The sequence below is a fragment of the Streptomyces sp. NPDC002669 genome, assembly GCF_042889165.1.
Taxonomy (GTDB): domain Bacteria; phylum Actinomycetota; class Actinomycetes; order Streptomycetales; family Streptomycetaceae; genus Streptomyces.
On record NZ_JBIAQQ010000009.1, the window covers coordinates 179,787 to 199,766 of the forward strand.

Annotated in this window: 19 protein-coding genes; 15 read left to right on the top strand and 4 right to left on the bottom strand. The window is 72.6% G+C overall.

Annotated elements, in window-relative coordinates:
• From ACFYW1_RS16750 to hutI, 3 genes are all read left to right on the top strand, one after another.
• On the top strand, nucleotides 1–1,254 hold the full coding sequence (locus ACFYW1_RS16750; RefSeq protein WP_388992772.1) for an allantoate amidohydrolase: 1,254 nt from the start codon (nucleotides 1–3) through the stop codon (nucleotides 1,252–1,254).
• A complete protein-coding gene (locus ACFYW1_RS16755) occupies nucleotides 1,245–2,630 on the top strand; it encodes a formimidoylglutamate deiminase (protein ID WP_388992606.1) in 1,386 nt (461 codons plus the stop codon). Before ACFYW1_RS16750 ends, ACFYW1_RS16755 begins: the two co-directional genes overlap by 10 nt.
• A gap of 83 nt (nucleotides 2,631–2,713) precedes the next feature.
• Entirely contained in the window at nucleotides 2,714–3,886 is a 1,173-nt protein-coding gene (hutI, locus tag ACFYW1_RS16760) for an imidazolonepropionase (protein WP_388992609.1), read from the top strand.
• A 152-nt stretch (nucleotides 3,887–4,038) separates the two neighbouring features.
• On the opposite strand, the gene ACFYW1_RS16765 is transcribed toward hutI, so the two are convergent.
• Nucleotides 4,039–5,055, bottom strand: a complete 1,017-nt coding sequence (locus ACFYW1_RS16765; RefSeq protein WP_388992775.1) for an RNA polymerase sigma factor SigF — start codon at nucleotides 5,053–5,055, stop codon at nucleotides 4,039–4,041.
• Nucleotides 5,056–5,340: 285 nt separating this feature from the next.
• Here ACFYW1_RS16765 and ACFYW1_RS16770 point away from each other — a divergent pair, with 285 nt between their 5' ends.
• From ACFYW1_RS16770 to ACFYW1_RS16795, 6 genes are all read left to right on the top strand, one after another.
• Complete coding sequence (locus ACFYW1_RS16770) at nucleotides 5,341–5,709, top strand: STAS domain-containing protein (RefSeq protein WP_148838307.1); 369 nt, start codon at nucleotides 5,341–5,343, stop codon at nucleotides 5,707–5,709.
• 212 nt (nucleotides 5,710–5,921) lie between these two features.
• On the top strand, nucleotides 5,922–6,446 hold the full coding sequence (locus tag ACFYW1_RS16775; protein ID WP_388992612.1) for an ATP-binding protein: 525 nt from the start codon (nucleotides 5,922–5,924) through the stop codon (nucleotides 6,444–6,446).
• Between the two features lie 205 nt (nucleotides 6,447–6,651).
• On the top strand, nucleotides 6,652–7,356 hold the full coding sequence (locus tag ACFYW1_RS16780) for a peptidase (RefSeq protein ID WP_388992615.1): 705 nt from the start codon (nucleotides 6,652–6,654) through the stop codon (nucleotides 7,354–7,356).
• Nucleotides 7,357–7,517: 161 nt separating this feature from the next.
• Entirely contained in the window at nucleotides 7,518–8,486 is a 969-nt protein-coding gene (locus ACFYW1_RS16785) for a hypothetical protein (RefSeq protein ID WP_388992618.1), read from the top strand.
• On the top strand, nucleotides 8,483–9,667 hold the full coding sequence (locus ACFYW1_RS16790; protein ID WP_388992621.1) for a hypothetical protein: 1,185 nt from the start codon (nucleotides 8,483–8,485) through the stop codon (nucleotides 9,665–9,667). The genes ACFYW1_RS16785 and ACFYW1_RS16790 overlap by 4 nt, the downstream gene beginning before the upstream one ends.
• A gap of 35 nt (nucleotides 9,668–9,702) precedes the next feature.
• Complete coding sequence (locus ACFYW1_RS16795; protein ID WP_388992778.1) at nucleotides 9,703–11,079, top strand: hypothetical protein; 1,377 nt, start codon at nucleotides 9,703–9,705, stop codon at nucleotides 11,077–11,079.
• Nucleotides 11,080–11,207: 128 nt separating this feature from the next.
• Here the strand turns inward: ACFYW1_RS16795 and ACFYW1_RS16800 are convergent, their stop codons facing one another.
• Nucleotides 11,208–12,698: a peptide MFS transporter gene (locus tag ACFYW1_RS16800; RefSeq protein ID WP_388992624.1), complete on the bottom strand. Its 1,491-nt coding sequence runs from the start codon at nucleotides 12,696–12,698 to the stop codon at nucleotides 11,208–11,210.
• A gap of 493 nt (nucleotides 12,699–13,191) precedes the next feature.
• Here ACFYW1_RS16800 and ACFYW1_RS16805 point away from each other — a divergent pair, with 493 nt between their 5' ends.
• On the top strand, nucleotides 13,192–13,869 hold the full coding sequence (locus ACFYW1_RS16805) for a response regulator transcription factor (protein ID WP_388992627.1): 678 nt from the start codon (nucleotides 13,192–13,194) through the stop codon (nucleotides 13,867–13,869).
• A gap of 51 nt (nucleotides 13,870–13,920) precedes the next feature.
• The gene (locus ACFYW1_RS16810; protein WP_388992630.1) at nucleotides 13,921–15,186 is read left to right on the top strand and encodes an ATP-binding protein; all 1,266 of its coding nucleotides are present in this window, start codon (nucleotides 13,921–13,923) and stop codon (nucleotides 15,184–15,186) included.
• A 45-nt stretch (nucleotides 15,187–15,231) separates the two neighbouring features.
• Here ACFYW1_RS16810 and ACFYW1_RS16815 read toward each other — a convergent pair whose 3' ends face one another.
• Entirely contained in the window at nucleotides 15,232–15,834 is a 603-nt protein-coding gene (locus ACFYW1_RS16815; RefSeq protein ID WP_388992633.1) for a GtrA family protein, read from the bottom strand.
• A gap of 177 nt (nucleotides 15,835–16,011) precedes the next feature.
• Between ACFYW1_RS16815 and ACFYW1_RS16820 the strand changes: the two genes are divergently transcribed.
• The 3 genes from ACFYW1_RS16820 to ACFYW1_RS16830 are packed head-to-tail and all read left to right on the top strand — an operon-like array spanning nucleotide 16,012 to nucleotide 18,886.
• On the top strand, nucleotides 16,012–17,151 hold the full coding sequence (locus ACFYW1_RS16820) for a 5-(carboxyamino)imidazole ribonucleotide synthase (protein ID WP_388992636.1): 1,140 nt from the start codon (nucleotides 16,012–16,014) through the stop codon (nucleotides 17,149–17,151).
• Nucleotides 17,148–17,687, top strand: coding sequence for a 5-(carboxyamino)imidazole ribonucleotide mutase (gene purE, locus ACFYW1_RS16825; protein WP_388992639.1), 540 nt, complete (start codon nucleotides 17,148–17,150; stop codon nucleotides 17,685–17,687). The genes ACFYW1_RS16820 and purE overlap by 4 nt, the downstream gene beginning before the upstream one ends.
• Nucleotides 17,688–17,692: 5 nt before the next feature.
• Nucleotides 17,693–18,886 (top strand): dipeptidase, encoded by a 1,194-nt coding sequence (locus ACFYW1_RS16830; RefSeq protein WP_388992643.1) that lies wholly within the window; start codon nucleotides 17,693–17,695, stop codon nucleotides 18,884–18,886.
• Between the two features lie 83 nt (nucleotides 18,887–18,969).
• On the opposite strand, the gene ACFYW1_RS16835 is transcribed toward ACFYW1_RS16830, so the two are convergent.
• Nucleotides 18,970–19,332: a VOC family protein gene (locus ACFYW1_RS16835; protein WP_388992646.1), complete on the bottom strand. Its 363-nt coding sequence runs from the start codon at nucleotides 19,330–19,332 to the stop codon at nucleotides 18,970–18,972.
• A 95-nt stretch (nucleotides 19,333–19,427) separates the two neighbouring features.
• On the opposite strand from ACFYW1_RS16835, the gene ACFYW1_RS16840 reads away from it, so the two are divergent.
• Nucleotides 19,428–19,937: a CGNR zinc finger domain-containing protein gene (locus ACFYW1_RS16840; protein ID WP_388992649.1), complete on the top strand. Its 510-nt coding sequence runs from the start codon at nucleotides 19,428–19,430 to the stop codon at nucleotides 19,935–19,937.
• Nucleotides 19,938–19,980: the final 43 nt, after the last annotated feature.

Genomic DNA, 19,980 nt, shown 5'->3' on the forward strand with positions numbered 1-19,980 from the left:
CTGCCGACCGGCGGCGCGGGCTCCGGGGCGTCGTCGTTCCAGGAGATGTGGCGGGAGCTGCTGCCGGTCGGCCGGAACCGGGACAGCGGCGGCTACCGCCGCTACGCCTGGACCGGGGCCGACGCCGACTGCCGCGCCTGGTTCCGCGCCCAGGCCGAGGCACGCGGGCTCGCCTACGAGGTGGACCGCAACGGCAACCAGTGGGCCTGGCTCGGCGACCCGCTCGCCGGGGACGCCGTCGTCGCCGGATCGCACCTCGACTCCGTGCCCGACGGCGGCGCCTTCGACGGCCCGCTCGGGGTGGTCTCCTCCTTCGCCGCGCTCGACGAACTCCGCCACAGGGGAGTGGAGTTCACCCGGCCGCTGGCGATCGGCAACTTCGGCGACGAGGAGGGGGCCCGGTTCGGCCTCGCCTGCGTGGGCTCCCGGCTCGCCGCCGGACAGCTGACCACGGAGGCGGCCCACCGGCTCCGCGACGGCGACGGCGTCACCCTGCCGCAGGCCATGGAGGCGGCCGGATACGACCCCGAGGCCATCGGCCCGGACCCCGAACGGCTCGCCCGCATCGGCGCGTTCGTCGAACTCCACGTCGAGCAGGGCCGCGCCCTCGACCTCACCGGCGACCCGGTCGGCATCGCCTCCGCGATCTGGCCGCACGGCCGCTGGCGGTTCGACTTCCGCGGCGAGGCCAACCACGCGGGCACCACCCGCCTCGTCGACCGGCGCGATCCCATGCTCACGTACGCCGAGACCGTGCTGGCCGCCCGCCGCGAGGCCGAATTCGCCGGGGCCGTCGCCACGTTCGGCAAGATCTCCGTCGAACCGAACGGCGTCAACGCGATCCCGTCCCTCGTCCGGGGCTGGCTCGACTCCCGCGCCGCCGACCAGGCCGCCCTCGACACGGTGGTCACCGGCATCGAGCGGGCCGCCCGGGAACACGCCGAGCGGGCCGGGATCGACCTCGACGTCGTACGGGAGTCCTTCACGCCCGTCGTCGAGTTCGAGCACGCCCTGCGCGACGAGCTCGGCCGGATCCTCAAGGGCCGCGACGGCGACGGCCGGGCGGTCCCCGTCCTCGGCACCGGGGCCGGACACGACGCGGGTATTTTGTCCGCCTCGGTCCCCACCGCCATGCTGTTCGTGCGCAACCCCACCGGCGTCTCGCACTCCCCGGCCGAACACGCGACCGAGGACGACTGCGTGGCCGGAGTGATCGCACTCGCCGACGTACTGGAAGGTCTCGCGTGCAGCTGACAACGGAGCCGGCGGGCCGGTCCGCCACCGTGACGTACTGGCTGTCCCACGCCTGGCTCGGCACCCATGTCGAGCCGGGCGTCGCCCTGGACGTCTCCGACGGGGTCATCGCGGGCGTCCGCACCGGCGTCGCCACCCCGCCGCCGGGCGCCACCGTGCTGCGCGGGCTCACCGTCCCCGGCCTCGCCAACACCCACTCGCACGCCTTCCACCGCGCCCTGCGCTCCACCGTCCAGGTCGGCTCCGGCACCTTCTGGACCTGGCGCGAGACCATGTACCGGGTCGCCTCCCGGCTCACCCCCGACTCGTATCACGACCTCGCCCGCGCCGTGTACGCCGAGATGGCGCTGGCCGGCATCACCGCGGTCGGTGAATTCCACTACCTGCACCACGCGCCGGACGGCACCCCCTACGACAACCCGAACGCCATGGGCGAGGCCCTGATCGCGGCGGCGGCCGAGGCCGGCATCCGGATCACCCTGCTGGACACCGCCTACCTCTCCGCCGGATTCGGCGAGCGCCCCACCCGGTACCTGCCGCCGGACCGGTACCAACTGCGGTTCTCCGACACCACCGCGGAAGCCTGGGCCGAACGCGCCTCGCTCATCGAGGGCGGCGACCACGCCCTGATCGGCGCCGCCGTCCACTCCGTGCGCGCCGTGCCCGCCGATCAGCTCGCCACCGTGGCCGCCTGGGCCGAGGAACGGCGGGCGCCGCTCCACGTCCACCTCTCCGAGCAGACCGCCGAGAACGACGCCTGCCTCGCCGTCCACGGCCGCACGCCCACCCGGCTCCTCGCCGACCACGGCGTCCTCGGCCCGCGCACCACCGGCATCCACAACACCCACCTCACCGACGAGGACATCGCGCTGATCGGCTCCTCGGCGACCGGCACCTGCATGTGCCCCACCACGGAACGCGACCTCGCCGACGGGATCGGGCCGGCCGTCGCCCTCCAGCGGGCGGGCTCGCCGCTCTCCCTCGGCAGCGACAGCCACGCCGTGATCGACCTCTTCGAGGAGGCGCGCGCGATGGAACTCGACGAGCGCCTGCGCACCCGGACCCGGGGCCACTGGACGGCGGCGGCCCTGCTGCGCGCCGCGACCGCCGACGGCCACGCCGCGCTCGGCCGGCCGGAGGCGGGCGTCATCGAGCCCGGTGCCCCCGCCGACCTGGCGACCGTGGCCCTGGACTCCGTCAGAACAGCGGGGCCGGAGCCCCGGCTCGCCGCCGAAGCGGTCGTATTCGCCGCCTCCGCGGCCGATGTACGCCATACGGTCGTGGCGGGACGGCACATCGTCCGCGACGGCCGGCACACGCTGGTCGAGGACGTCCCCGCGGCGCTCGCCGCGACCATCGCGGCCCTGCACCGCTGAGAGCCCGGCGGGCGGCCCCCGACCGGACGGCCGCCCGCCGGACCCCGACACCCGCCCCCCGCCGCAAGGAGAGCAGCCCCCCGATGACGACGACCGCCATCACCAACATCGCGAGCCTGGTCACCAACGACCCCTCCCTCCGCTCGGATTCCCCCCTGGGCCTGGTCCGGGACGCGGCCGTCGTCATCGAGGGCGACCGGGTCGTCTGGGCCGGTGAATCAAGCAAAGCACCCGCCACCGACAACACCGTCGACGCGGGCGGCCGGGCGGCGATCCCCGGCTTCGTCGACTCCCACTCCCACCTCGTGTTCGCGGGCGACCGCACCGAGGAGTTCAACGCCCGGATGTCCGGCCGCGCCTACAGCGCGGGCGGCATCAGGACCACGGTCGCCGCGACCCGCGCCGCCACCGACGACGAACTCTCCGCCAACGTCGCCCGCTACCTCGCCGAGGCGCTGCGCCAGGGCACCACCACCATCGAGACCAAGTCCGGCTACGGCCTCACCGTCGAGGACGAGGCCCGCGCCCTGCGCATCGCCGCCCGGCACACCGAGGAGGTCACCTACCTCGGCGCCCACATCGTCTCCCCGGACTACGCCGACGACCCGGCCGGCTACGTCGAGCTGGTCACCGGTGCGATGCTCGACGCCTGCGCCCCGTACGCCCGTTGGGTCGACGTGTTCTGCGAGCGCGGCGCCTTCGACGGCGACCAGGCCCGTGCCGTCCTCACCGCGGGCCGGGCCCGGGGCCTGCACCCCCGCGTCCACGCCAACCAGCTCGGCCACGGCCCCGGCGTCCAGCTCGCCGTCGAACTCGACGCCGCGTCCGCCGACCACTGCACCCACCTCACCGACGCCGACGTGGACGCCCTGGCCCAGGGGAACACCGTCGCCACGCTGCTCCCGGGCGCCGAGTTCTCCACCCGCGCCGCCTGGCCGGACGCCCGTCGCCTCCTCGACGCGGGCGCCACCGTCGCGCTCTCGACGGACTGCAACCCGGGCTCGTCGTTCACGTCCTCGATGCCCTTCTGCATCGCCCTCGCCGTGCGCGACATGGGAATGACGCCGGACGAGGCGCTCTGGTCGGCCACCGCGGGCGGCGCGGCGGCCCTGCGCCGCACGGACATCGGCCGCATCGCCCCGGGCGCCCGCGCCGACCTGGTGCTCCTCGACGCGCCCAGCCACGTCCACCTCGCCTACCGGCCGGGCGTCCCGCTGGTCCACGCGGTCTGGCGGCAGGGCGAGCGCGTCCTCTGAGGGCGGGCCCGCACCGCCGCCCCCGGGAGCCCATCGGGCGTCCGCGCGCGGCCCGGTGACGGGGTGTCGGACACGACGGGGTGTCGGACACGCGGAAGGACCCGCTCCCGGAATTCGTGGGCCGGGACGGGTCCTTCACCGAGGGGCGGCGCTCACTCCTCCAGCGTCAGCCCCCTGCGGAGCTTGACCAGGGTGCGGGAGAGCAGCCGCGACACGTGCATCTGGGAGATGCCCAGCTCCTCGCCGATCTCCGACTGCGTCATGTTGGCGACGAACCGGAGCGAGAGGATCGTCCGGTCGCGCCGGGGCAGCGAGGCGATCAAAGGCTTCAGGGACTCGACGTACTCGATGCCCTCCAGCCCGTGGTCCTCGTAGCCGATGCGGTCCGCCAACGCGCCCTCGTGCTCGTCCTCCTCGGGCTTGGCGTCCAGCGAACTCGCGGTGTACGCGTTACTGGCCGCCATGCCCTCGACGACCTCGTCCTCGGTGATGCCGAGGCGGTCGGCGAGCTCGCCCACGGTGGGCGATCGGTCCAGTTGCTGGGCGAGCTCGTCGCCCGCCTTGGCCAGGTCGAGCCGCAGCTCCTGCAGCCGGCGCGGAACGCGCACGGACCAACTGGTGTCACGGAAGAAGCGCTTGATCTCGCCGATGATGGTCGGCATCGCGAACGTCGGGAACTCCACGCCCCGGCTGAGTTCGAACCGGTCGATCGCCTTGATCAGACCGATCGTGCCGACCTGGATGATGTCCTCCATCGGCTCGCTGCGGGAGCGGAACCGGGAGGCGGCGAACTTGACCAGGGCCAGGTTCAGTTCGACGAGCGTGTTGCGGACGTACGAGTACTCGTGGGTGCCCTCTTCGAGGGATTCGAGCCGCGCGAAGAGGGTCTTCGACAGTGCCCTGGCGTCCAGCGGCCCCACCTCGTCGTAGGGCGGGATCTCGGGAAGTCCTTCGAGGCCGTCGCCGTGGTCGGTGGCGACGGGGCGGCTGCCGGTGTCATCGAGGTGACCGGAGCCGGTGGTGCTGACAGCGGTACTGATGGTGCTGAGGGTGCTGCTGTTCCGCGGGCCGTTTCCGGCGTCCGCGGCAGGGGAGTCTGAGGGGGTCAGTCCTTGAGGACCTGCTGACGTCGCGTCGGGGGTACGCGGTCCGTCGAGCCGGGGTGACATGGTCTCCTCCATCGTTCTCGGCATATGGCTGCCGATGCCCATACGTGTTCCTGCGGTGAAGCGGCGCCTCCGAAGCCGGCCGTGTTTTTTTGGGGTCCCTCTACCCTTACCCGCTACGGACGGACAGTTACAAGCGCCAATTGATGCTATATGTCCGGTTTGTTGAGGTCTTCGGGTATCGTGTGGCGCACAGAGCGCGTACTGTTTCAAGGACGTCAGAGACAGCACATACGGATCTGCGCACGCGGGGACGCGGCCAGTGACGAACGGCGAAGAGGGACGGGCATGGACCGCGGGACGGTCGGCAGCGCGAACCGGGGTCGGCTTCAGGTCGAGGTCCGGACCGAGGGACGCAGCGAGGTCGTGACACCGGTGGGTGAGCTGGATCACCACACGGCGGACCTGTTGCGGGAACCCCTGGAACACGCGGTCGAGCAGGGACGGGCGCGCCTGGTGGTCGACTGCTCGCGCCTCGAATTCTGTGATTCCACCGGGCTCAATGTGCTGCTCGGTGCCCGCCTGAAGGCGGAAGCGGCCGGGGGAGGGGTCCATTTGGCCGGAATGCTGCCGGTGGTGGCGAGGGTCTTCGAGATCACCGGGGCCGAGGCGGTCTTCACCGTCCACGACTCCCTCGAAGCCGCTCTGGACGGGTGACCGCGCCGCGCGAGCGCGACCCGGGAACGCCGCCTGTTGCCCGTGTCACGCGATCGCGCGGATGAAGTGGGTGTTGTCACGATTCGGCCGGGCAGAAGACACCCGGCGGAGCCGCGGGCGACCGGTGAGCTCCCCATCTGTATCTGTACCTGAAACTGCGACTGTCACATTGTTTTGATGGCGACATGGTGAATCGGTGAGGTGAAGCGCTGATGAGCACCACCCGGCAGCATCCGCCGGGCGACCTCGGCCGCGAGCCGGAGGACGTCGGCGTGGACGCACACCTGGACGCGGGCGCCGGTGCCGCCCCCTCCTCCGGACCGGCCGAGTGGCAGTGGCACACCCTGTCGCTGCGCGACATCGGCGGCACCGTGCCGACGGCCCGCGACTTCGCCCGCCAGGCGCTCCACGAATGGGGCTGGCTCCCCGCCTCCAGCGCCGACGGCCGGGCCGCCGCCGAGGACGTCCTGCTGGTCGTCTCCGAACTGGTCACCAACGCCTGCCTGCACGCGGACGGCCCCGAGGAGATGCGCATCGCCTGCACGGCGAAGGTGCTGCGGGTGGAGGTCGTCGACTCGGGCGCGGGGCAACCCGCACCGCGCACCCCGCACCGGGCCGGCCGACCCGGCGGCCACGGCATGTTCATCGTGCAGCGGCTCTGCCTGGACTGGGGCGTCCTCCGGGTGCCCGGCAGACCCGGCAAGACGGTCTGGGCGGAGCTGGCCGCCCCCGCGTAGGGCGCCGCCCGTACGCACCACCCCTCAGGAGCGCGCCGGATCGGCGCGCTCTTTGTCTTCCCTCCTCAAGTTGCCGGGCGTACCTTGAGCGCCGATCTGATGTGTCGTCAGTAACATGCGTCGGCGCGCCCGCGCCCCGACGTGCGACGGCTCCCGAGGATTTCCGGTGACTTCCGGTGACTTCCGGCATGAGGGGAACTCAGAGGTGTCCTACCAGAAGCGAACAGCTCTCGCGCTGGCGTCCGCGCTGGCGGGCACGGTGGTGCTGATGACCGCGCCCGCCGCCCACGCCACGGTCGTGGACGTCGACTACAAGTGCAAGACCCCGATCGGCGACAAGAGCGCCGTGTCCCCCATCGACATCAAGAGCGTCAAGAGCGGCAGCGGCTACCGGCTCACGATGTCCTTCCAGAAGGGCGTCTCGTCCAGCCCCGTCGAACTGGGCAAGGGCGCGATGAACCCCAGCGCGGTGATCGAGGTGGGCGGCGCCGATCCGGGCCGGGTCCAGGTCTCCGGCCCGTCGAACTCCGCGGCGATACCCGCCAACACCCCCATCAAGATCAGCGACCTGTCGGGCACGTACACGCCGAAGAAGAGCGGCAAGGTCGACTTCACCGCCGGGGTGCTCACCATCAAGGCGCTGGGCACGACCACCACCTGCACCCCCGCCAACAACCCCGGCCCGTCGCTCCGGCTCGACGTGACGGCCGCCGGGGGCGGGGGCGCCGCGGCGACCGGCGGGAGCGGGAACGACGACCCGGCCGGCGGGCAGCTGCCGAAGACCGGTCCGCTCGACTCGGCCGTGGCGCTCGGCACGCTCGGCGGCACGGTGCTGCTGACCGGTGCGGCGGGGGTGCTGTGGCTGACCCGGCGGGGACAGCGGCAAGGAGCGGGGGCGGTGGGCCGCTAGGCGTTTCCGCAGGTACGCCCCATCCGGTACGCCCGCACCTGCGGTACGTCCGTGCCCGGCCCGACGTGCCCGGTACGTCCGTGCCCGGAGAGCCGTGGCCGGTACGTCCGGGCCCGCGGTCCATGACCCAGCCGTCGCCGTCACGCACCAGGGAGCCGCCCATGCCGCCGCCGACGACCGGCCGCGCCGTCCGACTCGCCCTCGCCGTACTGCTGTGCGCCCTCGCCGCGCCGCCGGCGGCGGCCGCCGCTCCCCGGACGCCGTCGCCCGCGAAGGACGCGGCGTGGACGGCGCGGCCCGCGGGGAGCGGTTCGGGCGGGGAGGCCGGCAGACCGTACTTCTACCTGGAGGGGGCGCCGGGCAGCGTTCTGCAGGACCGGCTCTCCGTCACCAACCCCGGTCCGTCCCCGGTCACCGTGCGCCTGCGCGGCACGGGCGGGCCCGGGGCGGCGAGTGCGCCCGGCACCGGCCCCGGGGCCTGGCTGCGGGCCGCCGCCACCGAGGTGACCGTGCCCGCCCGCACCCGCGCCGACGTGCCGTTCACCGTCACGGTCCCGGCCGGGGCGGTGCCCGGCGACCGCTCCGGCGCGATCGCCGTACGCGGCGGCGCCCGCTCGGTCGAGGTGGGCCTCCGACTGCGGATCGGCGGACCGGCCGTGGCCGCGCTCACCGTCGAGGACGTCACCGTGTCCGGCCGGACCATCCACTACACGCTGGTCAACCGGGGCAACACGGTCCTCGCCCCGGAAATCGCCGTCCGGGCCGACGGGCTGTTCGGGACGCTGCTGCGGCGCGAGGCCCGCGCCCTGCCGGTGCGCCTGCGGCCGGGACAGCGCCTCGGACTCACCGAGCCGTGGCGGGACACCCCCGCGCTGGACTCGACGACCGTCCGGCTGCGCGTCACCGCGGCGGGCGACGCGCACGGCGAGGCGACCGCCCACGCGGTCTTCGTCCCGTGGGTGCCGCTGACCGGCGGCGCACTGCTCCTCCTGGCCGCCGTCGCCATCGGCGCGTACGCGTACCGGCGCCCGGCTGGGCGGGGGAGGCCCAAGCCGGGCGACGACCGGTCCGCGCGGGACCAACAGCACTCCGGGACGAGGCATTCGGCGCAGGCGGGAGCGGAATCGTGACGGGACAGGCCGGACCGGCGGCATTCCGGAGAGACGGTCGGCGACGGACCGCGGCGCTGCTCGTCGTACTGCTGCCCGTGCTGCTGCCCGCCCTCCTGCTGCTCCCCGCGACCGGGGCCGGAGCGGTGGACACGACGGCGACGGCGGTGACGACGGCGGCGGACGCGAAGCCCGTGGTCACGCTCTCCGCCCGGCAGGCGGGCAAGGGCGGCGAGATCACCGTGAAGGGCCGCGGCTGGCGGCCGAACGCGCTGCTGATGATGCTGATCTGCGGCCGGTCCACGCCGGAGCGCGGGGTGATCGGCGGCACCAACTCCTGCGCCAACGCCGACGGCCGGGCCGTCACCACCGACGCGAAGGGCGGCTTCCGCAAGAAACTGCCGGTCGCCGAACCGCCCGTGCCCTGCCCCTGCGTGGTGCACGTCGCCACCGTCACCGGCGAACGGGCCGACGCCGACGCGGTGTTCGTCGTCGCGGGCCACCCGACCGCCCCGCTGCCGAAGGAGGGCCCGGGCGGCAGGCTCGCGGTGCTCGCCACCGCGCGACTGGAGGGCGACAGCGGCATCCTCACCTGGTTCGGGGCCCCGCCCGCCCGGCGCCTCGTCCTCACCGTGGGCAACCTCGGCTCCGCCCCGGTCGAGGACCCGGTCTTCGAGATCGGCACCGCGCACGGCGTCTTCGCGCCGCAGTGGGAGGAACGGCCGTGGCGCGGCACCATCGCCTCCGGCCGCAAGGCCCGGATCGAGCTGCCGGTCGAACTGGCCGCGGGCGCCCACGGGGACTACCAGATCTCGCTCAGGTACGGCGGCAAGGTGCTGGTCGAACAGCCGTGGGGGGTCGGCCGCCCCTGGGGGGTCACGCTCTTCTGGGTGCTGCTGTGCCTGGTGGTGCCGGCCGCCGTGTTCCGGATCGGCATGGCGGTCGTCGACAAGATGCGCCCCCGTTCCTCGCGCACTCCGGTCCGTGCCCCGGCCCGTTCCCCGCGCGCTCCGGCCCGCGCCGGGCGCCGCCGCCGGCCGCGTCCGGCCGCCGCGACCGCGGGGCGCCGCGCGCCGGGCCCCGCCACGAACCCCCCGGCCGGGTCCGCCGACGACCCGGCCGCCACCACGGCCGCGCTGCCGTGGTTCACCCCCGATTCCGCACCGTCAGGGAACAGACCGACGACGAAGGGACAGTCGTGAGTACGCAACGGAGGACGGTCGCGGCGGGAGTCGCGATGATGCTCGGCGGGGCGGGCCTGCTGCTGGCCGCCACCCCGGCCCAGGCCGCCGACATCTCGTACAGCACCGAGTGCATACCCCCGCCCATCTCCGGGCTGCCGCCCGTGCAGGGCACCACCGTGGTGCGGCTGACCGCGCCGGCCGAGGCCGAGGTCGGGGACACCGTCGAGGTGGTGTGGAAGACGGTGCAGGCCGCTTCCAAGAACCCCGACATGCTCGACCTGGGCAAGGACACGGTCAAGCCGACCGGCACGATCAAGCTGGGCGGCGCGGCCACGGGCACCCTGCGGATGGAAGGACCGCGGCAGAACCCGCCGATCCCGAAGAACAGCGACATGCTGCTGTCCGACATGAAGGGCACGCTGAAGCTGGAGAAGGCCGGTGAGATCACGCTGACGCCGGACGCGTACGACATCAACGTCTCCAAGCCGATCTCCACGGACACCAAGTGCAGTCCGAAGGAGACCGTGCAGCCGGGCGCGACCATCAAGGTCACCGACGGCGGCTCGACGACCACGGGCGGCACCAGCTCCGGCACGACGAGCGGTACGAGCAGTGGCACGACGAGCGGTACGAGCAGCGGCACCAGCTCCGGTTCCACCGCGGCGGGCGGTACGACCTCCGGCAGCACGTCGGCCTCCGGAGGCACCACGTCCGGCACCACGTCCGGTTCCACCTCCGGCACCACGTCCGGTTCCGGCGGGGGCGACGGGCAGACCGACTTCCCGGGCAAGGAGGTCTCCGCCAACTTCGCCTGCACGTCCCCCGGCCCGGCCGACATCGCCTCCAAGGTGACGATCAACGCCAAGAAGAGCGGCGGCAGCTACGCGCTCACGGTTAAGACGGCCAAGGGCGTGATGGACAGCCCGGCCGCCCTGCCGGCCGGTGCGCTCAAGCCGTCCATGGACGTCACCCTGGGCGGCGCCGACAAGGGCTCGGTGAAGGTCACCGGACCCGCCAACACCGAACCGCTGGAGCAGGGCAAGCCGGTCGACCTGCCCGACATGACCGGCACCTACAAGCCGGGCGCGTCCGGCACGTCCACGCTCAGCCCCGGCACCCTGACCATCGACGTCACCCTGGGCGCCTCGAAGATCAGCATCCCCTGCAAGATCAAGGGCACGGTGAGCCCGTCGCTGGAGCTCGACACCACCGCCCAGGAGGGCGGCGCGTCCGGCTCCGCCGCCTCGGGCTCGGCCGGGGCCACCGGTTCCGCGTCCGGCTCCGCGGCCTCCGGCGGCGGACTGGCCGACACCGGGGCCGGGGACCACGGCACCCTGCGCGCCCTCGGCCTGGTCGCGGGCACGGCGATCCTGCTCGGCGGCGCCGTGTTCACCTTCACCCCCTGGCGCAGGCTGCGCGGTACCGCCTGAGCCGTACCCGTACGGAACACCCGGGGCCGTCGCACCGGCGGCGCGGCGGCCCCGGAAAGCCCCGTGCCCGCGCCCTCCGGAGCATCCGGAGGGCGCGGGCACAGGGCGTGCGACGCGGGGGCGGTGCGTCAGCGCACGTCGCCCATGAGCTGGGTGACCTTCTTGCGGTACATCCAGATCGCGAATGCCGCGAGGACCGCGAGCGCCGCCTCCATGGCCACGATCCCCGTCCTGTTCAGGTCGAGACCCGCCAGCGACAGCAGGCTGGTGGTGCAGTCGCCCGCGGTGACCGCGAGGAACCAGACACCCATCATCTGGCTGCCGTACTTCGCCGGGGCCATCTTCGTGGTGACCGACAGGCCGACCGGGGAGAGGCAGAGCTCACCGACGGTCTGCAGGAAGTAGATCGACACCAGCCACATCGGGCTGACCTTGTCGCCGTCCGACGCGATGGTCAGCGGCATGATGAAGACGAAGAAGGAGACGCCGACCAGGAAGAGGCCCGAGCCGAACTTGACGACCGTGCTCGGCTCCTTGCCGCGCCGGTTCAGCGCCAGCCAGATCCAGGCGACGACCGGGGCCAGCGCCATGATGAAGACCGGGTTGATCGTCTGGTACCAGGAGGTCGGGAAGTTCAGGCCCAGCACGCTGTTGGTGGTGGAGGACTCACCGAAGAGCGACAGCGTGGAGCCGCCCTGGTCGTAGATCATCCAGAACACGGCGGCGGCGACGAAGAACCAGATGTAGCCGGACATCTTCGACTGCTCGGTCTTCGACAGGTCGCGGTCGCGCTTGATCCGGGCCAGCACCGCGATCGGGATGATCAGACCGGCGACGGTGATCGGGACGAGCGCCCAGTTCAGCGTGTAGACGTCGGTGGCGACGAGCACGCCGTAGAAGACGACGGCGACGATCAGCCAGATCAGGCCCTTGCGCAGGGTGGAGCGGCGCTCCTCGGCCGACAGCGGCTTCGGGACGACGCTGCTGCGCGCGCTGAGGTGGCGGGTACCGATGAGGAACTGGGCCAGACCCAGCGCCATGCCGACCGCCGCGAGGGCGAAGCCGAGGTGCCAGTTCACCTTCTCGCCGACGGTGCCGATGACCAGCGGCGCGGCGAAGGCACCGAGGTTGATGCCCATGTAGAAGACGGTGAAGCCGCCGTCGCGGCGCGGGTCCTCCGGGCCGTTGTAGAGGTGGCCGACCATCGTCGAGATGTTGGCCTTCAGCAGACCCGAGCCGAGCGCGACGAGCGCCAGACCGGCGAAGAAGGTGCCGGAACCGGGCAGCGCGAGCGTCAGGTGGCCCAGCATGATGACCGAGGCCGAGACGGTGACCGTCTTGCGCGGTCCCCACACCCGGTCGCCGAACCATCCGCCGGGCATGGCGAGCAGGTACACCATCGCCAGGTAGATGGAGTAGATCGAGGTGGCCGTGGCCGCGTTCATGTCCAGGCCGGAGCCGGACACCAGGTAGAGCGGAAGCAGGGCCCGCATGCCGTAGAAGCTGAAGCGCTCCCACATCTCGGTCATGAAGAGAGTGGCCAGGCCGCGGGGGTGGCCGAAGAAGGTCTTCTCGGATCCAGAAGTACTGGCCGGGTCCTTCGTCAGGCTGGACGCCATGGTCGATCCTTGTGTGCTCGGGACGCGACGCCTTGTGAGCGTGGTGCGCCCGGTGGGGGGAGGCCGGCACCGGCACGGACACGTCCCGCTCCCCGACGCCCCGGAGGAGATTTCGTCCCGACCGCCGTGCTCGTCGAGGAGCCGGCGGAGCGACGGGGACCGACCGTGCGGGGATCCACGCCCGGTACGCATCCTCGCGCTCCGGGCCCGGCCGCAGGTCATTCACTGACATTCACGACTGGCGGGTACCAGCCGGCAAAACAAAAGAGACCCTCGGCGCTAAAAGCTGCCCAAGGGTCCTTGAGTGGTGCAACAGGCGTCGAGCAACCATACGACATGACAGAGCCCGAAATGAACGGACTTGAGAGATGGATCACAGGTCGGGGTGGGGTCGTCTCCACGTATTCGAAGGTTTCCCTCCCCCTGTTTCGCAGACCCGCAGGGCTTTTGGATCACCTCCCGGCATCCGCCCCGCGCGGACTACCATCACTGCATGACCCGTGTACTGCTCGCCGAGGACGACGCGTCCATCTCGGAGCCGCTGGCCCGCGCACTGCGTCGGGAGGGTTACGAGGTCGAGGTCCGCGAGGACGGCCCGACCGCGCTCGACGCCGGCCTCCAGGGATCGATCGACCTGGTGGTGCTCGACCTGGGCCTGCCCGGGATGGACGGGCTCGAAGTGGCCCGCAGACTCCGCGCCGAGGGCCACGCCGTCCCGATCCTGGTGCTGACCGCGCGGGCCGACGAGGTGGACACCGTCGTCGGCCTGGACGCGGGCGCCGACGACTACGTCACCAAGCCGTTCCGGCTGGCCGAACTCCTGGCCCGGGTCCGGGCCCTGCTGCGCCGCGGCGCCACCGAGCCCGCCCCGCAGCCCGCGACGCACGGCGTCCGGATCGACGTCGAGTCGCACCGGGCCTGGATGGGCGACGAGGAACTCCAGCTCACCGCGAAGGAGTTCGACCTCCTCCGGGTCCTGGTGCGCGACGCCGGCCGGGTCGTCACCCGCGACCAGCTGATGCGCGAGGTCTGGGACACCACCTGGTGGTCGTCGACCAAGACCCTCGACATGCACATCTCCTGGCTCCGCAAGAAGCTCGGTGACGACGCCGCCAACCCGCGGTACATCGCGACCGTGCGGGGCGTCGGCTTCCGCTTCGAGAAGAGCTGACGTCCCGGGCAGCACCGGAACCCGGGGAAGAACCGACGAGCAGAAGCAACCATGCGCCGCAGACTGATCAACTCCACGCTCGCCGTGGTGCTCGTGGTGATCGCCGTCTTCGGCGTCTCCCTCGTCATCGTCGAGACCCGCACCATCAGCAACAGTGCCCAGGAGAGCGTCGACTCCGAGGCGCTGCGGCTGATCAGCGTCGTCGAGAGCCGGCTGGTGGAGGACGAGCGGCTCACCCCCGGCCTGCTCTCCCAGCAGATCGACAGCAAGCGCTACGCGCTGGTCAAGGTGCCGGGACGGCCCGCGATCGAGGTCGGCGAGCGCCCCGCCGGCAGTGTGATCCGCGGCACGGCCGAGGGGGAGCACGGCGAGCGGGTCACCGTCGAGGAGTCCAGCTCCGCGGTCACCCGCGAGGTCGGCCGCACCCTGATGATCATCGGCGCGGTGGCCCTGCTGGCCATCGTCTCCGCCGTGCTCCTGGCGGTGCGCCAGGCCAACAAGCTGACCCTGCCGCTGACCGACCTCGCCGAGACCGCCGAGCGCCTGGGCTCGGGCGACCCGAGGCCCCGCCACAAGCGGTACGGGGTGCCGGAGCTGGACCGGGTCGCCGACGTCCTGGACGCCTCCGCCGAACGGATCGCCCGGATGCTGACCGCGGAACGCCGGCTGGCCGCCGACGCCTCGCACCAGCTCCGCACGCCGCTGACCGCGCTCTCCATGCGGATCGAGGAGATCTCCGTCACCGACGACCCGGACACGGTGAAGGAGGAGGCGAACATCGCGCTCACCCAGGTCGAGCGGCTCACGGACGTGGTGGAGCGGCTGCTGACCAACGCCCGCGACCCGCGCACCGGCTCCGCCGTCGTCTTCGACCTCGACGAGGTGGTCAAGCAGCAGATCGAGGAGTGGCGTCCGGCCTACCGGAGCGCCGGCCGCGCCATCGTCTGCTCCGGCAAGCAGGGGCTGCGGGCCGTCGGCACCCCGGGCGCGGTCGCCCAGGTGCTGGCCGCGCTGATCGAGAACTCGCTGATGCACGGCGGCGGCACGGTCGCGCTGCGCACCCGGGTCACCGGCAACCAGGCGGTCATCGAGGTCACGGACGAGGGCCCCGGCGTTCCCGCCGGTCTCGGCGCCCGGATCTTCGAGCGCACGATCAGCGGCCGCAACTCCACCGGCATCGGCCTCGCCGTCGCCCGGGACCTCGCGGAGGCGGACGGCGGCCGTCTCGAACTGCTCCAGCAGCAGCCGCCGGTCTTCGCCCTGTTCCTCAGCCGGGTGGCCCGCAAGCGGGAGGAACCGGAACGCCCGGTGCGGTGACCGGCGGCCGGGAGCGCACCGGCCACCGGAACGTCCCGTACCGGCTCACCGGCGTACGGAATCCGCCTCGACCCGCGGCAGCCGCTCCGTGCGGCGCTGCTCCAGGAACCCGCCGGCGACCCGCACGGGCCCGTCGGAGGGGTCCGCGTCGGCGTCGGCCGGGGCGTCGGAGGCGGCATCGGCCGGGGACGGCTCTTCGGGACGGGGCCCGGCCTCGGGCAGCGCCTTGAAGACCCACGTCCGGTAGGACCAGAAGCGGAACATCGTCGCGATGCCGATCCCGAGGATCTTGAAGACATTGCTCTGGACCGGACTGTTCCAGCCGAAACCGTACGTCGCCGCGTACAGCACACCGGACTCGATCACCGCACCCACCGCGCTGAACAGCAGGAACAGCGTCAGCTCCCGGGTGCGCCCGCTCTTGTCGCGGTCCCGGTACGTCCAGTAGCGGAAGCCGAGGTAATTGCCGAAAACGGCGATCAGGGTCGCCAGCAGACCGGCCCGGACCGTCGGGATGTCCGTGTACCGCCAGAGCAGATTGGACGCCCCGATGTTGACCACCAGGCCGACCCCGCCGACCACGCCGAACTTGGCGACCTCCCGGCCCAGCAGCTCCAGCCGGGCCCGCAGTGCGCCCCGTTCGCTCATGGTGATCGCTCAGCCCGTCCGTCGGTTACGTCAACCCGGTCATGCTAACCAGCCCGTCCGCGGCCCGCTCCGGACGCGGTGTCCGGTGTGGCGATGCCGTGACGTGTCCGGGCGGCGGGCGGACCGGAGCGGAGGGCGTCGGCGGAGGGTCTCCGGGACGGCGGATACCCTGGAGGAGTGACGTTTCCGGTAGTCGGCATGGTCGGTGGCGGTCAGCTCGCCCGTATGACCCACGAGGCGGGCATCCCCCTCGGCATCAAGTTCAAGCTCCTCAGTGACACCCCCCAGGACTCGGCGGCCCAGGTGGTGAGCGAAGTCGTCGTCGGCGACTATCGCGACCTGGACACGCTGCGCGCCTTCGCGCACGGCTGCGACGTGATCACCTTCGATCACGAGCACGTACCGACCGAGCACCTGCGGGCCCTGGAGGCGGACGGCATTCCCGTGCGCCCGGGTCCCGACGCGCTGGTGCACGCCCAGGACAAGGGGGTGATGCGCGCGAAGCTCACCGAGATCGGCGCGCCCTGCCCCCGCCACCGCATCGTGGAGGACCCGGCCGACGTGGCCGCCTTCGCCGAGGAGACCGGCGGCTTCCCCGTCGTCCTCAAGACGGTCCGCGGCGGCTACGACGGCAAGGGCGTATGGGTGGTCCGCTCCGAGGCGGACGCGGCCGACCCCTTCCGGGCCGGTGTCGCGGTCCTCGCCGAGGAGAAGGTCGACTTCGTACGGGAGCTGGCGGCCAACATCGTCCGCTCGCCGCACGGCCAGGCCGTCGCCTACCCGGTCGTCGAGTCGATCCAGGTCGACGGCGTCTGCGACACGGTCATCGCCCCCGCCCCCGAGCTGGACGAGCACCTCGCCGGCGAGGCCCAGCAGCTCGCCCTGCGCATCGCCTCCGAACTGGGCGTCGTCGGCCACCTGGCCGTCGAGCTCTTCGAGACGCGCGACGGCCGCATCCTGGTCAACGAACTCGCGATGCGCCCGCACAACTCCGGGCACTGGACCCAGGACGGCGCGATCACCTCCCAGTTCGCCAACCACGTCCGGGCCGTGCTCGACCTGCCGCTCGGCGACCCCCGCCCGCGCGCCACCTGGACGGTCATGTCCAACGTCCTGGGCGGCGACTACCCGGACATGTACCAGGCGTACCTGCACTGCATGGCCCGCGACCCGCAGCTCAAGATCCACATGTACGGCAAGGACGTGAAGCCCGGCCGCAAGGTCGGACACGTCAACACCTACGGCGACGACCTGGCGGACGTGCGGGAGCGCGCCCGGCACGCGGCCGACTACCTGCGAGGAACGATCACCGAATGACCTCCCCCGCCACCGCCGCGCCCCTCGTCGGCATCGTCATGGGCTCGGACTCCGACTGGCCCGTCATGGAGGCCGCGGCCAAGGCCCTCGACGAGTTCGAGATCCCCTACGAGGTCGACGTCGTCTCCGCCCACCGCATGCCGCACGAGATGATCGCGTACGGCGAGCAGGCGGCGGAGCGCGGTCTGAAGGCGATCGTCGCGGGCGCGGGCGGCGCCGCCCACCTCCCCGGCATGCTCGCCTCCGTGACCCCGCTGCCGGTCATCGGCGTGCCGGTGCCGCTGAAGTACCTGGACGGCATGGACAGCCTGCTCTCCATCGTGCAGATGCCCGCCGGGGTGCCGGTCGCGACCGTCTCGGTCGGCGGCGCACGCAACGCGGGCCTGCTCGCCGCCCGCATCCTCGCCGCCCACGACGGCGAGCTGCTGGCCCGGATGCGGGAGTTCCAGCAGGAGCTGAACGACCAGGCGACGGAGAAGGGCAAGCGGCTCCGCAGCAAGGTCCAGGGTTCCGACTCCTTCGGCTTCGGGAAGTAGGGGCCGTGGAGCGGTTGGAACGGGCGAGGGAACTGCTCGCCGAGTACCCGGTCGTCGACGGGCACAACGACCTGCCGTGGGCGCTGCGCGAACAGGTCGGCTACGACCTCGACGCCCGCGACATGGCCGGCGACCAGTCGGCCCACCTGCACACCGACATACCCCGGCTGCGCGCCGGCGGCGTCGGCGCGCAGTTCTGGTCCGTCTACGTGCGCTCCGACATGGCGGGCGACGAAGCGGTCAGCGCCACCCTGGAACAGATCGACGTCGTCACCGAGCTCCTTGCCCGGTACCCCGCCGACCTGCGGCGCGCACTCACCGCCGACGACATGGAGACGGCCCGCGCCGAGGGCCGCATCGCCTCCCTGATGGGCGCCGAGGGCGGCCACTCCATCCACAACTCGCTGGGCACCCTGCGCGCCCTGCACGCGCTGGGCGTCCGGTACATGACGCTCACCCACAACGACAACATCGCGTGGGCGGACTCGGCGACCGACGAACCGGGCGTCGGCGGCCTCTCGCCCTTCGGCCACGAGGTCGTACGGGAGATGAACCGCACCGGCATGCTGGTCGACCTCTCCCACGTGGCGGCCACCACGATGCGCGACGCGCTGGACACCTCCACCGCGCCGGTGATCTTCTCGCACTCCTCCTCGCGCGCGATCTGCGACCACCCGCGCAACATTCCCGACGACGTCCTCGGCCGGCTCCCCGCCAACGGGGGCATCGCCATGGCGACCTTCGTGCCGAAGTTCGTCCTCCCGGAGGCCGTCGCCTGGACCCTGGCAGCGGACGAGAACATGCGCGCCCACGGCCTGCACCCCCTGGACACCACCGAGCGGGCCATGCGGATCCACGCCGAGTTCGAGGCGGGCCGCCCGCGCCCGGTCGCCACCGTGGCGACGATCGCCGACCACCTCGACCACATGCGCGAGGTCGCCGGCATCGACCACATCGGCATCGGCGGCGACTACGACGGCACGGCCTTCCTCCCGGACGGCCTCCAGGACGTCTCCGGCTACCCGAATCTGATCGCGGAGCTCCTCGGCCGCGGCTGGTCCGCCGCCGACCTCGCCAAGCTCACCTGGCGCAACGCGGTACGGGTGCTGCGCGAGGCCGAGGACGTGGCGCGCGAGCTGCGCACCCGCCGCGGCCCGTCGCACGCCACGATCGAGCAGCTGGACGGACCGGCCGCCTGACCGACCGGTCACGCACGACGGACGTGTGGGGTGCCCCTCCCGGAGGGGCACCCCACACGTGTTTTCCGACCGGGCCCGGAACCTCAGTTCCGGCACAGACAGAACGGGTGCCCGGCCGGGTCCGCGTACACCCGGAAGCTCCGCTCCCGGTCCGCCGCGTCCAGCACGGTGGCGCCCAGCGCGAGCACCTCCTTCTCCGCCGCGTCCAGGTCCGGCACGACCAGGTCCAGATGGAGCTGCTGCGAACCGTCCGGGGCCGGCCACTTCGGCGGTACGTGACCGGGCGCGGCCTGGAACGCGACGACCGTGCCCCCGGCCCCGGTCAGCTCCACCCAGTCGTCGCCGCCGCGCTCGATCTCCCCGCCGAGCAGCCCGGCGTAGAAACCGGCGAGTGCGGCGGGGTCGGGGCAGTCCAGGACGACGGCACCCAGCTTGGCGAGAGCCATGACGTGTTCCTCCTCAGAACGACGCGGTTACCCCTACATGGGTTCAACCGGTAACCGTTACTGCATGCTGCCGTATGACGGGTAACGTCGCAACCATGAGTGAGAAGGAATCCGCGCCCGGTGGACTCGCGCTGATCGAGGCGCTGGTCAACACACTGGACATCGAGACCGGCGCGGACCGCCTCGACACGGAGGACGGGCGCGCCGCGTTCGGCATCGCCGAGCAGGACGTCGGGGACGCCCGGGAACTGCGCGAGGCGCTGCGCACCGTCTGCCTCGCCCACGCCGGCCACCGCCCGCCGGACGCCGCCGCGCCCCTGCTGGACCGGCTGCTAGCCGGGGCGCCGCTGCGCGTCACCGTGGACGCGGCGGGCGCCGCGACCCTGCGTCCCGCCACCGAACCCGCCGGGCTGACCGCACGGATCGCGGCGGCCATCGCCACCGCGGCGGCCGACGGCACCTGGGCCCGGCTCAAGGCGTGCGAGGCGGAGGACTGCCGGTGGGCGTACTACGACCGCAGCCCGGCGGGGCGCCGCCGCTGGTGCTCCATGTCGGTGTGCGGCGCCCGCGCCAAGATGCGCACCTACCGCGCGAGGCGCGGCTAGGGCCTTTCGTTCGGATCGGGCCGGATGGATCGGGCCGGACGGA

What these genes read in the sequence shown, in the direction of transcription:
- ACFYW1_RS16805 (WP_388992627.1), top strand. Translation starts at nt 13,192, where the DNA reads ATGACCCGTGTACTGCTCGCCGAGGACGACGCGTCCATCTCGGAGCCG.
- hutI (WP_388992609.1), top strand. Translation starts at nt 2,714, where the DNA reads ATGACGACGACCGCCATCACCAACATCGCGAGCCTGGTCACCAACGAC.
- ACFYW1_RS16775 (WP_388992612.1), top strand. Translation starts at nt 5,922, where the DNA reads ATGAGCACCACCCGGCAGCATCCGCCGGGCGACCTCGGCCGCGAGCCG.
- ACFYW1_RS16800 (WP_388992624.1), bottom strand. Translation starts at nt 12,698, where the DNA reads ATGGCGTCCAGCCTGACGAAGGACCCGGCCAGTACTTCTGGATCCGAG.
- ACFYW1_RS16840 (WP_388992649.1), top strand. Translation starts at nt 19,428, where the DNA reads ATGAGTGAGAAGGAATCCGCGCCCGGTGGACTCGCGCTGATCGAGGCG.
- ACFYW1_RS16795 (WP_388992778.1), top strand. Translation starts at nt 9,703, where the DNA reads ATGATGCTCGGCGGGGCGGGCCTGCTGCTGGCCGCCACCCCGGCCCAG.
- ACFYW1_RS16815 (WP_388992633.1), bottom strand. Translation starts at nt 15,834, where the DNA reads ATGAGCGAACGGGGCGCACTGCGGGCCCGGCTGGAGCTGCTGGGCCGG.
- purE (WP_388992639.1), top strand. Translation starts at nt 17,148, where the DNA reads ATGACCTCCCCCGCCACCGCCGCGCCCCTCGTCGGCATCGTCATGGGC.
- ACFYW1_RS16810 (WP_388992630.1), top strand. Translation starts at nt 13,921, where the DNA reads ATGCGCCGCAGACTGATCAACTCCACGCTCGCCGTGGTGCTCGTGGTG.
- ACFYW1_RS16765 (WP_388992775.1), bottom strand. Translation starts at nt 5,055, where the DNA reads ATGTCACCCCGGCTCGACGGACCGCGTACCCCCGACGCGACGTCAGCA.
- ACFYW1_RS16835 (WP_388992646.1), bottom strand. Translation starts at nt 19,332, where the DNA reads ATGGCTCTCGCCAAGCTGGGTGCCGTCGTCCTGGACTGCCCCGACCCC.
- ACFYW1_RS16770 (WP_148838307.1), top strand. Translation starts at nt 5,341, where the DNA reads ATGGACCGCGGGACGGTCGGCAGCGCGAACCGGGGTCGGCTTCAGGTC.
- ACFYW1_RS16785 (WP_388992618.1), top strand. Translation starts at nt 7,518, where the DNA reads ATGCCGCCGCCGACGACCGGCCGCGCCGTCCGACTCGCCCTCGCCGTA.